Consider the following 13,731-nt stretch of genomic DNA (forward strand, 5'->3'; position numbering starts at 1 on the left):
GATCGTTTGGATCGGTCAACCGGTCATTTTCTTAACTGATCGGCATTACGCTAAATAGCCCTTTTTCTTATGTTTAAAACATTACTTTTCAGGCGGTCGATAACCTTCAATTTCTACATCTTTGTTTTCAAACAAAAAACCAACCATTTGCTCTTCTAAAAATGTGCGGTGTTCTGGGTCCATCATATTTAAATGCTTTTCGTTAATAAGCATTGTTTGTTTATGTTGCCACTGAGCCCACGCTTCTTTAGAGATGTTATTAAAAATCTTTTCACCAATTTCACCAGGGTATAACTGAAAGCCAAGCCCTTCGGCTTCTTTTTGTAACTTTTGACAAAATACTGTACGTGCCATGATTGATTCTCTCTAACGCTAAATATGGGGCTATTCTATACTATTGCTGTAATTTGTTTAACCAACTTTTTAGTTGGTGCTGCTAGGCCAACCTCTATTGATTGATCAAGCGGATACCAGATTAATTGCTTATCGTTTACCACATCAGGAGTTTTCTTAACATTGAGCACATGCGGGTTAATCCTCAGCTCAAAATGTGAAAACACATGAATAAACGCTTCAAGCTCTACTAAACTAGCCTCTAGGCCTTGCTGAGCTAAAAACATTTGAAGCTCTTCGTACTCATTAAATTCAAAAAAGCCAAACAATCCGCCCCAAATACCGCTGTTAGGACGTTTTTCCATAAGCACTTTATCACCACACTGAATAATTAACTGATGACAACTCTTTTTAGGAACTGCTTTTTTAGGTTTTGAATGTGGAAACTCTTTTACTTTACCTGTATTAAAAGCACCACAGCCTGAGTTTAATGGGCAAGCCTCGCAATCAAACCGGCTGCGTGAGCAAACGCTAGACCCTAAATCCATCATAGCTTGATTAAACTCAGTAACATTATCTTTAGGCGTTAACTGCTCTGATAAATGCCAAAGCTGGTTTTCGACTTTTTTAACGCCGTACCAGCCCTCAATCATAAAATAGCGCGCTAAAACTCGCTTCACGTTCCCATCTAAAATAGGGTGATGCTGCCCAAGCGACAATGATAAAACAGCCCCTGCAGTAGAGCGCCCTATTCCAGGTAAATCCATTACTTCATCGAGTGTTTTCGGAAACTCACCTTGGTATTTGTCACGCACTATTTTAGCTGTTTTGTGTAAGTTACGCGCACGAGCGTAATACCCTAAGCCGGTCCAGTGATGCAGTACTAAATCTTCATCCGCATCAGCTAAAGCGATAATATCTGGAAAGCTTTGCATAAACTTTTCAAAGTATGGAATAACAGTAATAACTTGGGTTTGCTGCAACATCACTTCAGACACCCACACTTTATAAGGTGTTTTACCTAGCTGCCACGGGAGTGTTTTACGCCCATGAAGGTGATACCAATCAACAACTTGATTAGAAAACCAGTGTGACTGTTCTTTATTTAAATCCAACATTTTTAACTTTTACTGATGCCCAATGGCGGCTCAGTCTATTGCAGTTAACAAAAAGATCAAGCTATACGGGGTGTAAAACCAGCTAATACTTGTGATTGCGGCCTCGGTCAGGGATAATATGCAACCATTTTTAAACACATTGTTTTTGTCAGGCCAATAATATGAGTGAATCAAGCAACACTAACCTTGAGCAAGCTAAGCAAGAAGGTAAATACATCCGCACCATTCGCAGTTTTGTAAAACGCGAAGGTCGATTAACCAAAGGCCAAGCCGCTGCAATCGAAAAATGCTGGCCAACAATGGGCCTAGAGCATAAAAACGGTATGCTTGATTTAAGCGAAGTTTTTGGCAACAACAACGATGTAGTAGTAGAAATTGGTTTTGGTATGGGTAAGTCGCTTGTCGAAATGGCAACAAATGCCCCTCACCTAAACTTTATCGGTATTGAAGTACATCGCCCTGGCGTTGGTGCTTGTTTAATGGATGCCGATGAAGCAGGCATTACCAACTTACGTATTTTTGAACACGATGCAGTTGAAGTACTTGCAGATTGCATACCTAATGAAAGCTTAACAACACTACAACTATTTTTCCCTGACCCTTGGCATAAAAAGCGTCACCACAAACGCCGTATTGTACAAACTGAGTTTGTTGAAAAGCTAAGAGCCCAACTTAAAATGGGTGGCGTTTTTCATATGGCAACAGACTGGGAAAACTACGCAGAGCACATGCTCGAAGTAATGAACGTAGCTCCTGGTTTTAAAAACCAATCAGAAACAAATGATTATGTTCCACGTCCAGATTTACGCCCGCTTACTAAGTTTGAGCAGCGCGGACATCGCCTAGGTCATGGCGTGTGGGATTTAATGTTTGAGCGCACAGAATAATTAAATTTAATTACTCACTTTTACTTTTATAAAACTAAATATACTGTAAGGCAAAGCCATTTATGAGCGTACTAACCAACCCAAGTTTACTGTTACTTCGTAATAGCGAGGCACTAACGGGAAAATCTATCTTGGTGGTCAACTTTGTTCAAGATGGCTTTTTAACAGAGCTTAAAAGACTTAATCCGCAAAGCAAAGTAACTGCGTTTAGCTACAACCATGCTAACGGAGAGTTTGCTAAAAACACCAAAGATGTTGATGTTCATGTAAGCCACACAATACCTGGTAGCGACTACGATTTAGTTATTCTTTACTACCCTAAATCAAAACCAGAGTTATTAATGGCACTTGATAATATTCGATCTGCTATTACTGATGATGCCGAACTATTAGTAGTAGGTGAAAACAAAAGTGGTGTTAAGTCAATTGAAAAGCAATTAGCTGGTAAAGCTGAGTTTAGTAACAAGATTGATTCAGCTAAGCACTGCGTTCTTTACTCATTTGCTGAAATTTCTAAGCACCCTCACTTTGATATTACGACTTACCATAAAAAGTTTGTTGTTAATGTTGCCGACTCTGAATTTACAGCTATTAGTGTTCCTGGGGTGTTTAATCACGGTAGTTTAGATATAGGAACGAAAGTTCTACTGGAAAACGCACCGACAATTAAGCAAGGCAAAGTTCTCGACTTTGGTTGTGGCGCAGGTTTAATAGCAACTTTTTTAGGGCTTCATAATCCAGCACTTGAGTTTGTATGTAGTGATGTAAGTGCGCTGGCAACTTATGCAACACAGCAAACCCTAAAGCTTAACAACATCAATGGTGAGGCTATATTAAGTGACGGCCTTAAAAGCATTAATGGCAAGTTTGATTTAATTATTAGCAATCCACCTTTTCATACTGGTATTGCAACCGACTACACAGTAGCAGAAACATTTTTAGCTAATGCAAAACAGCATTTAACTAAATTAGGGAAGCTAAATATTGTTGCTAACAGCTTTTTAAAATACCCCCCTATTTTAGAAACTCAGTTTGAAAGCTATCAAACTGTATTTAAGAACAATAAATTTGCTGTATATAGCTGCTAATTTAAATTTGTAAAATGATTGAGCACAAACGTGCTCAAGCTAACTTTCGAATAAATATAAGAATTAATTTAGTTTTTTTCCTTCATTTTTCCACGTCTTTGCTAAACTAAAACTCTAAATAATTAAATTTAACTCAGGCGATAATGAAATAATGCCTAAAAAAGTTCATCAAAGTAGCATTCGAAAAGCACTCATTAATTTGATCATGCTTATTACAGCTATTTGCTTATCGTTATCTATTTCTATCTCCACGTATTTAAGCGTGAAAGAACAAAAGCAATTAATAGTTAATAAGCTTGTTATTCTTTCTGAAATTGTAGCTTTTGATGCTGGGCAATCGGTAATTGAAGATGATCGTAAAACAGAAGAAAAACGCCTCAAGTCATTTGAAAAGATCCCTCTTGTAAAAAACATACATATTTACTCAATAGAAAAAGCATCCCAAAAGCCTGTTTTCTTTATTAGCTTTAATGCAAAAAAAACACCTCCTGTACCACTGAGGATAGACAGTGTAGATGAGCTTATAACACCACGAATTACGAGTGACCATATTGAGTTAACCCGCCCTATTTACGATAACGAACAAGTAGTAGGTTATGTGTATATGCGAGGAAGCCTCGAGAGTTTAGAGGTTTATATTGAGAGAAAAATATTAATAGACGTGTTATTAACATTATTAATTCTGGCGGTTGTTTACTTTATTGCTATTAAAGTTCAACGACGTATAGCTAAGCCAATAGAGCAATTAAGTATGTTATTGCAGGATGTGTCTAAAAATCATAACTACGATGCACGCGCACCAGTAACTGATGTAAAAGAAATAAGTGCTCTTTCAAATAGTTTAAATATCATGCTTACGCGTACAAAAAAACAACTTGAACGCCACGAAAAAGATAAGCAAGAAATCAAACAACTAAACCTAAGCCTTGAAGAAAAAGTAAACCAACGAACAATCGCCCTTAGAGAGGCAAATCAAGAGCTTTTGTCAACTCTTGAGCGGATGCATCAATACCAAACACAAATTGTTGAAAACGAAAAAATGGCATCTTTAGGGCAAATGGTTGCAGGTGTTGCCCATGAAGTTAACACACCAATAGGGCTAGGTATTACAGGTTCTACGTTACTTAGAGATAAACTAGCAGACATACAGCAAAGCTTTGATGACAAAAAACTAACCTCAAGCCATCTAAAACGCTTTATAGATGAAGGTATTGAAAACTTAGATTTAATTTACCGCAACTTAAATCGTGCAGCTGACCTTATATCTAACTTTAAAAAGGTAGCGGTTATTCAAGATGACGGTGTAAATACCTATATTAATGTGCACAAATTAATAAGTGATGTTTTAACGTCGATTCAATCTGAATTATTGCCCAAAAAGCCTGTTGTAACTATCAACTGTCCGACCGACTTGGCTATTCATAGTAAGTCTGAACCTCTACAACAAGTTTTTCAGCAGTTACTTATGAACTCTGTAATTCATGGATTTATAGGTAAAGAAAACAATGAAATTCGCTTTGACGTAGAACTCGTCGGGAAAAAATTAACAATCGTTTATTCTGACAATGGTCAGGGCGTTGACAAAAACATTAAAAATAGAATTTTTGACCCATTTGTAACTTCAAAGCGCGGGCAAGGCGCAAGTGGCTTAGGCATGCACTTAGTTTATAACCTAGTAACACAAGCACTTGGCGGAAGAGTGATGTTTGATCTTGAAGAAAAACGCGGTGCTCGCTTTATAATTACTATTCCTTAAATAAAGATCATTAAAAAGTGCATATATTTAAAATTTATCCTTGAATTAGCATTTAATGACCTCATTAATGAGGCATGTGATAAGTGCGTAACATTATTTAATTGCTTTAAATAAATATTATCAAGCGATTTATGAACTTTTTTATCTTTGCTGTATCACATACATTGATGAAAGGTTAAAAAGTGATATAGTTTTGCTTTGAATTAGTCTGATTATTTTAAGTACCTTGTTTGATTGAATGATATGTCAATTATCAAAGGAAAATGGCTTCGACTTTATGATTCAAATAGCTACATCCATGTATATATCAATTAAACAGTAGTTTTTGCACTGCCCTTTTTAGTAGACTTTGGACACCCTACTGTTTTATTTTTATCCAATTTGTTTTTTCCTTGTTAACAAATGGGTATAATCCTATAATCTCTAGTAATCGGTTATAAATTAGTCACCGATTTTTTATAAATAATATATTCCAAAAGGTTAATTAATAATGCAAACGCCAGTCATTCTAATCGTAGAAGATGAAGACGTAACTCGACTGAACCTAGTTAGTTTATTTGAAGCTGAAGGGTACAAAGTTATTGAAGCCATTGATGGCGATGATATGCATGACAAGCTTACAAATAACGATGACGTTAATCTTGTAGTTATGGATATCAACCTTCCTGGTAAAAACGGTCTTATTTTAGCCCGTGAATTACGCCAAAAGCGTAAAGTAGGTCTTATATTCCTAACTGGTCGTGACAACGATGTTGACCGTATTTTAGGTCTTGAAATTGGCGCAGATGACTACGTTACTAAACCGTTCAACCCGCGTGAATTAACTATCAGAGCTCGCAACCTTATTACTCGTACTGCCTTAGGTGGTGAAGAGTCAGCACTAGAAACAAATGGTGTTATTACGTTTAATGGTTGGGAACTTGATGAAAACAGCCGTTGTCTTACTTCTCCAAATGGCGACGCTAAGCGTTTACCTAAAGGTGAGTACAGAGCACTTCGTTTAATGCTTGATTCTCCAGGTCGCATTTTCAGCCGTGAGCAATTAATTAAGCATATGACAGGCCGTGAGCTTCGCGCAAATGACCGTACTGTTGACGTTACTATTCGTCGCATTCGTAAGCATTTTGAAAGTGATAACTCAACGTCTGAGTTAATCAGCACCATCCATGGTGAAGGTTACCGTTTCATTGGTAAAATTGACGCTTAATTAGAGCTAATTAGTTTCACTCTAATTGCTGTAAAAATAAATGAAGGGCTTTTTGTCCTTCATTTATTTTATCTGCCAGAATATCTAACCACTGCTTTAACACCTCATCAGATTCATCAATCGCACCATGTTCCATTATTTTGGCATGAAGCTGCACATCATTAAGACCTACTGAGCCAGCCGCACCTTTGAGTTTATGCGCTACTGATTCATACTCTTCTCTATCACCAGTATTTAATGAAGTAAGTAACTCTTGCTGATATTGTGGACTTAGCTTTTCGAATAGCTGACTACTGCGTCTAAACACAACTAAGCCCATCGAATTGACAAAGTCTTCTATTGTTTCCATATCTAATAAGTGTGCATCAATGCCTTTAAGGGCTTCTTCACTTACTTTTAACAGCGGCTCTGTGCATTCACTTTGCTTAATTCCAAATAAATCAGCCAGCATTTTATCAAGCTTCACTGTGTTAATTGGTTTAGCAAGCGCCCCTTGTATTGATATGCCTTCAAGCTCTTCTTCAGCACTACGAACATTGGCCGTAAGTGCCACGATAGGTAATTTATCAAAGTGACTATCTGAGCGTATTTGCTTGGCAACTACGTCACCATTTATATCAGGCAATTGCATATCAAGTAATACTAAATCTAAGTCATCTTCAGTTTCGACAAACGAGAGTGCATCTTCACCGGTTTCAGCCCACAACACCTCATGCCCGCGTTGCTCTAATAAGTTTGTAGCAATTTCGGCGTTAAGAGGTACATCTTCTACTAGTAAAATATACAAACCACGACCAACATAACTTTGCTCTGTTGGTGCTACACATAGACTAAGCGGTATTTGAACTGTAAAGCAACTTCCTTCGCCCTCAGTACTATTTACTGTAATTATCCCTTTCATCGCACTTACAAGTGCCTTAGTTACAGCCAAACCAATACCGGAACCTATTGCGTTAGTCCCTTTTAAATCTGGCGCTTTGTAATACATATCAAATATATGAGCAAGCTGCTCTGGCGGAATACCTTGGCCGGTATCCGATACTTTCATAACTAACCATGGGCCTTCAACTCTGTTTTCTCGGCTACATTCAAGTGTTACCTTTCCTTGCTGTGTAAACTTAACGGCGTTATTAATTAAATTCCAAACAACTTGGCGTAAGCGAGTTGGGTCGAGCTGTGCGTAAATATCCAGCACCCCATTGCGCTTAATATCAAACTCTAGCTCTTTTTGCTCCGCGATTAAGCCCGCAAAGTTAACAACGTCATTTATAAAGTCTGACACATTAATAGAGTTAGTCACTATATCGAGCTGATCTCTATCTATTTTGTCTAAATCAATAATATCGTTAAAAATATTGCCGAGCGTTTCAGCGCTCGAAAATATAGTATTACCCCAACTACGCTGCTGTTTGTTTAAGTCAGTATCAAGCAGCATTCGTGTTAAACCAACAATACCATTGAGTGGTGTACGTAGTTCATGGCTTAATGTGGCAATAAACTTACCTTTGTCTTTATAGGCCGTTTCGAGCGCTTGAGCGGCCTCCTTACGACTTGTGATATCACGACCAAAACCCAGTAGACCAATGTAATCACCTTCATCATTTATAAAAGGTAATTTACGCAGCTCAAACCAACGCGTTTCGCCATTTACTTCATAACCGACATCAATGGTCAGTGCTTTATGGCTTTGCTCTACTTCTTTATCGGTTTTCAAAACTTCAGATAAAAAGTGACTAGGAAATATTTGCTCAACCGTTTTGCCAATTAGTTCGCTACTTGATTTGCCCATTACTTCTTCAAACATTTTATTACAACCAGCAAACACGCCATTGTTATCGCGGTAATAAAATAAGTCAGGAGATGAATCAACTATTGAGCGCTGCAGCATGCTTTGTTGAGCAAGTTCTTGTTGTGTTTTTTTACGCTCAGCAATTTCTCGTCGTAGTTCTTCGATAGCGCGGTGCTTGGCATGAAATGCCATTTTACGCTCATCAATTTCGATGTTTAGACGGTTAATGTTATCTTTTAGGGTTTGATTTAAAAGCTTTTCTTGTTTGGTGGCGCTATCTAAATAAGCATATGAGGCATCTAGTTGTCGAATTGAATTAAGCAACACACTTATAATTAAAGGAGAAACCACAGCCGTAAAAAATACAACGGCTAAAATATCAACCAGGTGTAATTCGCCTATCGCCACATAATAAAACATGCTCGATAAAATAAGAGATACAGTTAAAAATAAAGTGTAACAAATAGCAGCGGTTTTAAATTCACCAAATCGCGTTATTGAGCTGGAAAGTACCCGAGCCCAAGGGCTCAAAGAATAATCGGTCATACGTAATTTTATCTCTTAGCTGTGTACTTAATATAAAGAAGGCAATGCGTATGTATAAACATACCATTTTCCCAGATTTTAGCATTTTTCTCCTACCACTACTCACGTTGTGCGATAAAAACAGAATTTTTCATGTTTGATTTAGCTCATCTATTAAACTCATCATTTCAGCAATAAATTATTTAGTGTAAAATGCCCCGCTTTATTATCCCCAAAATACGAGTAGCGCACATGCAAACCAATATGCCAGATATAGCAGACACTGCACCCGCTTTACAAACAGGTAAATTAGACTGGGTTGGCATGGGCGAAATAGAACTGCCATTTATTTTTGAATCCCGAGACTTATCTCCAGTTACAGTAAACGCCAAAGCTCGTGCATTTGTAAATTTACATAAAGAAGATGCCAAAGGCATTCATATGTCACGTCTATTTTTGGCACTTGACCTGCTTTCAACCGAGCAGCAAGTCAATCCGCAAACAATAGCGCAGGCACTCGATACCTTTATAACTAGCCACGAAGGGTTGAGCGATAAAGCACAAATTGAATTTAAATTTGAATTACCGCTACGCCGTAAGTCACTATTAAGTGGTAAAGCGGGCTGGAAAAGCTACCCAGTTGTACTTACCAGTACAATTGAAAATAACGTTATTAGCTACGAGCTAACCGTAGATGTTACTTATTCTTCAACGTGCCCATGCTCTGCTGCACTTGCGCGCCAGCTTATACAAAACGCGTTTAACGAAAAGTTTAACCAAGAAACGTTAAGCCAAAAAGATGTGCACGAATGGCTAGGCACTACACAAGGCATTGTAGCGACTCCTCACTCGCAGCGCTCTATTGCCAACGTAAAAGTAAAGCTTGATAGCAACATTCAAGAATTTGACGTAGTTACGCTAATTAACACCCTTGAAGCTGAGCTTAAAACACCAGTACAAGCAGCAGTAAAACGTGAAGACGAGCAAGAATTTGCCCGTTTGAATGGTCAAAACCTTATGTTTTGTGAAGATGCAGCGCGTAAAATTAAAGCATTGCTAGAGGCAAACCATTACAGTGATTATTGGCTGCAAATAAACCACTATGAGTCACTGCATGCACACGATGCTGTAGCTATTGCAGTAAAAGGTATTAAAGGAGGCTACAAAGCTTAATCGCTGTGTAGCTATTGCTTGTAAACCAGCCGGTAATTATTTTATAACCCATACTTTTTAGGCACGTAAATTGCTTTGTTTTGAGCAGTGTCAATTTGTTGTTATGGAGTTACCGTATGGAATTCGCTTTATTATTAATCCTAGTATTAGTTGTCGGGGCCTCTGTTGTTGCGTCAAAATTTAATGACGATGGCGGAAACCCGTATCCTTTTACTCGCAAGCAAACTGTTTTTACGCAGGTTGAAGGCGCTTTTTTAAATCTTCTAGAGCGTGCTGTTGGCGATCAATATAAAATTGTTAGTCGCGTTAAGTTAATCGACGTTATTGACTGTAAGCAAGGCCTTTCAGTAAAGTCTAAACGTGCTGCTTTAGCTAAAGCTAAAAATAAGCAACTCGACTTTGTTTTAATCGATAAAGAAAAACTAACAATCATTGCTGCTGTTGACCTAGTTAACAATGCCAACAAAGATGGCCACAAAGCTCAACGCGACTGGTTTGTAAACGGTGCACTAGAGTCTGCGGGCATTCCACATATTCGTATGAAAGTTAAATCGGGCTACCGCCCTTCTGAAGTACGCGATGCAATTATGTTTAAACTTGGTAAACCTGCAGCAGCACAAACTCAGCGTCCTGTTCGTAATCGCTCACATAAGCCAGCGGTACTTTCACCTTCTCAGGCTAAAGCGCAAACCACTGCGTTAGCTGAAATTTAAAAACTGAATTAAATACTCTCCTAAAAAGTATTTAAAGCGAGCTCATAAACAAGCTCGCTTTTTTGTTTTTTATTGCTAACTTCACGTATAATCAAGTGATTCAAACACAGGAATTAAACTTTATGAATGTTGGTATTATTGGCGCAATGGAGCCAGAAGTTAAAATTTTACGTGAAGCTATGCAAAACCCACAAATTTTAACTAAAGCAGGTTTCACTTTTTATACTGGCGAGTTGGCTGGTAACACGGTGACACTTGTTCAATCTGGTATTGGTAAAGTCGCATCAACTATTGCAACTACCTTACTGATCGATAACTTCAAACCTGATTGCATAATTAACACAGGCTCAGCCGGTGGATTCGATCCTTCTCTTAGTGTAGGCGATGTAGTAATTTCGTCAGAAGTACGTCACCACGATGTAGACGTAACTGCTTTTGGCTACGAAATTGGCCAAGTACCACAAATGCCGGCAGGCTTTGCAGCACACCCTAAATTAGTTGAAGCAGCACAGCAAACTATCGAACAAATCAGTGATGTTAAAACACTCGTTGGCTTAATTTGTACTGGTGACACATTTATGTGTGACCCTATACGCATTGATAAAGCACGTAGTGATTTTCCTACAATGCTTGCTGTTGAAATGGAAGGTGCTTCAATTGCACAAACGTGTTTTACGCTAAACACACCATTTGTTGTAATTCGCTCAATGTCTGATATTGCTGGTAAAGAGTCACCACAATCATTTGAAGAATACCTAGAAACAGCATCAATCAACTCATCTAAAATGGTTGTTGCACTTTTAGAAAAGCTTACAGCAGTATCTCTGTAAATGCTTAGCAATATTGTTCAAAATCACTTGGACTTTATTGCCTTTATACTAGCGCTCCTTGCTGAGCGCTTTATTCCCCTTATTAGCTGGTATCATCCTAATACGGCGTTAAATGCTGTTTTTAGTGCTATTGGCAAACGTATATACAAAAGCAAAGAACCTAAAAGCTATCAATATTTGGCAGCTATCCTCGCAAGCTCACTTATTTTAAGTGTTATTCTCATTGTTGTAGTGTTACTACTCGAGTTTGCTTTTTATCCTGAATTACTCGCTGGCCTTATTTTATATTTATGCCTAGAAAGTAATAGCATTGATAAAAAAGCACTTCGCATTGCAAAGCTAACTAAACAAAATCAAAAATCCACAGCACGCGAATTACTAAAACCACTGCTTGCCCGTGAAGTTAATAGACTTTCATCTGCTGGTATTATCAAAGCATTAATTGAGAGTTTAATACTGCGCACCGCTCGATACTATTTCGTAGTCATATTTATATTTTTAGCATTTGGTCCTATTGCTGCCCTTGCCTATCGGTTACTTACCTTAATACAACAAGCATGGCGTAGTGATATCCCCCCAAATAGTTACTTTTTAAAACCGCTTAAAACACTCTTGTTTATTATTGAATACATTCCGATGCGCTTACTCGCTTTAACTATTGCAGCAAGTCGAGCAAGCAAACAAAGCATGCATTATATAAAGCATTATGGCAGGCATTTTTATCAAACAAATACAGGCTGGCTCTTAAGCACATGTTCTGCATCACTTGGCGTGCAGCTGGGCGGGCCTGCAGTTTATTTAGGTACTCGCTTTAATAAAATGCGTATTGGCACTGATAGACTACCTACACCCGAGGATGTACCTGTAATAATTAATAGGTTAAATCAGGCCCGTGTATTTTGGTTGTTAGTAATAGCCAGCATTGAAATATTAAAATTGATTTAAAGGGCTCAAAATACGAGCACAAAAAAAACCAGCCGAGGCTGGTTTTTTAGTTTTTAAACTGTGCTTAAGCTACAGTGATGTTTGCAAACTTACGTTTACCTACTTGGTAAATAGCCGTTGTGCCTTTTGCTATTTCAAGTTTGGTATCAGTGATTTTATCTTCACCGTTAAGTTTAACTGCACCTTGCTTAATCATACGCATTGCTTCTGATGTACTTACTACTAAATTTGCTTCTTTAAGCAAGTTAGCAATTAAAATAGTATCTTCTGCAATAGTGATTGTTAGCTCTGGGATTTCATCTGGTAACGCTTTTTTCTGAAAACGCTGAATAAAATCATCATGTGCACCTTGTGCATCAGCTTCACTATGAAAACGAGCAATTAGCTCTTTAGCTAGTTCAATTTTAATATCGCGCGGATTCGTACCTTGCTCAACACGTTCTTTTTGAGCTGCAATTTCTTCAATAGAAAGCGCACTTAATAAGTCGTAGTAACGCCACATTAGCACATCACTAATTGACATTATTTTACCAAACATATCGTTAGGTGCATCAGTAATACCAATGTAGTTACCAAGCGACTTAGACATTTTTTGAACGCCGTCAGTACCTTCAAGTAATGGCATCATTAATACTGTTTGCGGCTTTTGACCTTCTACTTTTTGTAGCTCACGGCCCATTAACAAGTTAAAGCGCTGATCAGTACCACCTAGTTCAACATCTGACTCTAGTGCAACCGAATCCCAACCTTGTACCAGTGGATATAAAAACTCATGAATTGCAATTGGTTGGCCGCTTCCATAACGCTTTTTAAAGTCATCACGTTCAAGCATACGTGCTACGGTTTGGTTTGCAGCAAGTTTAATCATGCCTGCAGCGCCTAACTTTTCCATCCAAGTAGAGTTAAATGCAACAGTGGTTTTAGCAGGATCTAGAATTTTGAATACTTGTTCTTTATATGTTTCGGCATTGGCTAGTACGTCTTCACGAGTAAGTGGTTTACGCGTTACGTTTTTCCCCGTTGGGTCACCAATCATGCCGGTAAAGTCACCAATTAAGAAAATAACCTCATGACCTAAATCCTGAAAGGTTTTCATTTTATTAATTAGTACAGTGTGTCCTAAGTGTAAATCAGGCGCTGTAGGATCAAAGCCTGCTTTTATTTTTAGCTTCTTGCCCGACTTTAGTTTTTCAACTAGTTCGTCTTCAATTAATATTTCTTCTGCACCGCGTTTTATCTCTGCTAGAGCGGTTTGTAAATCCACTGTGTATTACTCCAAAATTCTGCCGACGAAGGGGCGACTAGTTACTTGCGTAGTCACGGTTTAATAAAGGTTTAAACCGAATAAATAGATGTAGCTAACATAA

General features: G+C 38.0%; 12 protein-coding genes. 8 read left to right on the plus strand and 4 right to left on the minus strand.

Annotation, left to right across the window (positions count from 1 at the left end; translation table 11 throughout):
- Window positions 1-81 precede the first annotated feature (81 nt).
- Both GQR53_RS12800 and mutY read right to left on the minus strand, forming a co-directional pair.
- Window positions 82-354, minus strand: a complete 273-nt coding sequence (locus GQR53_RS12800) for an oxidative damage protection protein (protein ID WP_002962543.1) — start codon at window positions 352-354, stop codon at window positions 82-84.
- A gap of 35 nt (window positions 355-389) precedes the next feature.
- On the minus strand, window positions 390-1,451 hold the full coding sequence (gene mutY, locus GQR53_RS12805) for an A/G-specific adenine glycosylase (RefSeq protein WP_165744105.1): 1,062 nt from the start codon (window positions 1,449-1,451) through the stop codon (window positions 390-392).
- Window positions 1,452-1,612: 161 nt separating this feature from the next.
- Here mutY and trmB point away from each other — a divergent pair, with 161 nt between their 5' ends.
- The 4 genes from trmB (at window position 1,613) to arcA (ending at window position 6,389) form a co-directional block, all read left to right on the plus strand.
- Window positions 1,613-2,338: a tRNA (guanosine(46)-N7)-methyltransferase TrmB gene (gene trmB, locus GQR53_RS12810; RefSeq protein ID WP_007582957.1), complete on the plus strand. Its 726-nt coding sequence runs from the start codon at window positions 1,613-1,615 to the stop codon at window positions 2,336-2,338.
- A gap of 62 nt (window positions 2,339-2,400) precedes the next feature.
- Window positions 2,401-3,426, plus strand: a complete 1,026-nt coding sequence (rsmC, locus tag GQR53_RS12815; RefSeq protein ID WP_165744106.1) for a 16S rRNA (guanine(1207)-N(2))-methyltransferase RsmC — start codon at window positions 2,401-2,403, stop codon at window positions 3,424-3,426.
- Window positions 3,427-3,577: 151 nt separating this feature from the next.
- A complete protein-coding gene (locus GQR53_RS12820) occupies window positions 3,578-5,182 on the plus strand; it encodes a HAMP domain-containing sensor histidine kinase (RefSeq protein WP_165744107.1) in 1,605 nt (534 codons plus the stop codon).
- A gap of 490 nt (window positions 5,183-5,672) precedes the next feature.
- Window positions 5,673-6,389, plus strand: a complete 717-nt coding sequence (arcA, locus tag GQR53_RS12825; RefSeq protein ID WP_002962549.1) for a two-component system response regulator ArcA — start codon at window positions 5,673-5,675, stop codon at window positions 6,387-6,389.
- A 16-nt stretch (window positions 6,390-6,405) separates the two neighbouring features.
- Here the strand turns inward: arcA and arcB are convergent, their stop codons facing one another.
- Window positions 6,406-8,724, minus strand: coding sequence for an aerobic respiration two-component sensor histidine kinase ArcB (gene arcB / locus GQR53_RS12830; RefSeq protein WP_165744108.1), 2,319 nt, complete (start codon window positions 8,722-8,724; stop codon window positions 6,406-6,408).
- A 231-nt stretch (window positions 8,725-8,955) separates the two neighbouring features.
- On the opposite strand from arcB, the gene folE2 reads away from it, so the two are divergent.
- The 4 genes from folE2 (at window position 8,956) to ampE (ending at window position 12,364) form a co-directional block, all read left to right on the plus strand.
- Complete coding sequence (gene folE2, locus GQR53_RS12835) at window positions 8,956-9,876, plus strand: GTP cyclohydrolase FolE2 (RefSeq protein WP_024605360.1); 921 nt, start codon at window positions 8,956-8,958, stop codon at window positions 9,874-9,876.
- 116 nt (window positions 9,877-9,992) lie between these two features.
- The gene (locus tag GQR53_RS12840) at window positions 9,993-10,589 is read left to right on the plus strand and encodes a DUF2726 domain-containing protein (protein ID WP_165744109.1); all 597 of its coding nucleotides are present in this window, start codon (window positions 9,993-9,995) and stop codon (window positions 10,587-10,589) included.
- Between the two features lie 122 nt (window positions 10,590-10,711).
- On the plus strand, window positions 10,712-11,419 hold the full coding sequence (gene mtnN, locus GQR53_RS12845; RefSeq protein ID WP_024597687.1) for a 5'-methylthioadenosine/S-adenosylhomocysteine nucleosidase: 708 nt from the start codon (window positions 10,712-10,714) through the stop codon (window positions 11,417-11,419).
- Window positions 11,420-12,364: a regulatory signaling modulator protein AmpE gene (gene ampE, locus GQR53_RS12850; protein ID WP_165744110.1), complete on the plus strand. Its 945-nt coding sequence runs from the start codon at window positions 11,420-11,422 to the stop codon at window positions 12,362-12,364.
- Between the two features lie 64 nt (window positions 12,365-12,428).
- Here the strand turns inward: ampE and tyrS are convergent, their stop codons facing one another.
- A complete protein-coding gene (tyrS, locus tag GQR53_RS12855) occupies window positions 12,429-13,628 on the minus strand; it encodes a tyrosine--tRNA ligase (protein ID WP_007585427.1) in 1,200 nt (399 codons plus the stop codon).
- Between the last annotated feature and the right edge of the window lie 103 nt (window positions 13,629-13,731).

The organism is Pseudoalteromonas sp. Z9A6 (genome assembly GCF_011378805.1).
Taxonomy (GTDB): Bacteria; Pseudomonadota; Gammaproteobacteria; order Enterobacterales; family Alteromonadaceae; genus Pseudoalteromonas; species Pseudoalteromonas distincta.

Bases quoted from the DNA above. Each gene is read 5' to 3' on its own strand.
- GQR53_RS12800 (WP_002962543.1), bottom strand. From the start codon at position 354: ATGGCACGTACAGTATTTTGTCAAAAGTTACAAAAAGAAGCCGAAGGG.
- mutY (WP_165744105.1), bottom strand. From the start codon at position 1,451: ATGTTGGATTTAAATAAAGAACAGTCACACTGGTTTTCTAATCAAGTT.
- trmB (WP_007582957.1), top strand. From the start codon at position 1,613: ATGAGTGAATCAAGCAACACTAACCTTGAGCAAGCTAAGCAAGAAGGT.
- rsmC (WP_165744106.1), top strand. From the start codon at position 2,401: ATGAGCGTACTAACCAACCCAAGTTTACTGTTACTTCGTAATAGCGAG.
- GQR53_RS12820 (WP_165744107.1), top strand. From the start codon at position 3,578: ATGCCTAAAAAAGTTCATCAAAGTAGCATTCGAAAAGCACTCATTAAT.
- arcA (WP_002962549.1), top strand. From the start codon at position 5,673: ATGCAAACGCCAGTCATTCTAATCGTAGAAGATGAAGACGTAACTCGA.
- arcB (WP_165744108.1), bottom strand. From the start codon at position 8,724: ATGACCGATTATTCTTTGAGCCCTTGGGCTCGGGTACTTTCCAGCTCA.
- folE2 (WP_024605360.1), top strand. From the start codon at position 8,956: ATGCAAACCAATATGCCAGATATAGCAGACACTGCACCCGCTTTACAA.
- GQR53_RS12840 (WP_165744109.1), top strand. From the start codon at position 9,993: ATGGAATTCGCTTTATTATTAATCCTAGTATTAGTTGTCGGGGCCTCT.
- mtnN (WP_024597687.1), top strand. From the start codon at position 10,712: ATGAATGTTGGTATTATTGGCGCAATGGAGCCAGAAGTTAAAATTTTA.
- ampE (WP_165744110.1), top strand. From the start codon at position 11,420: ATGCTTAGCAATATTGTTCAAAATCACTTGGACTTTATTGCCTTTATA.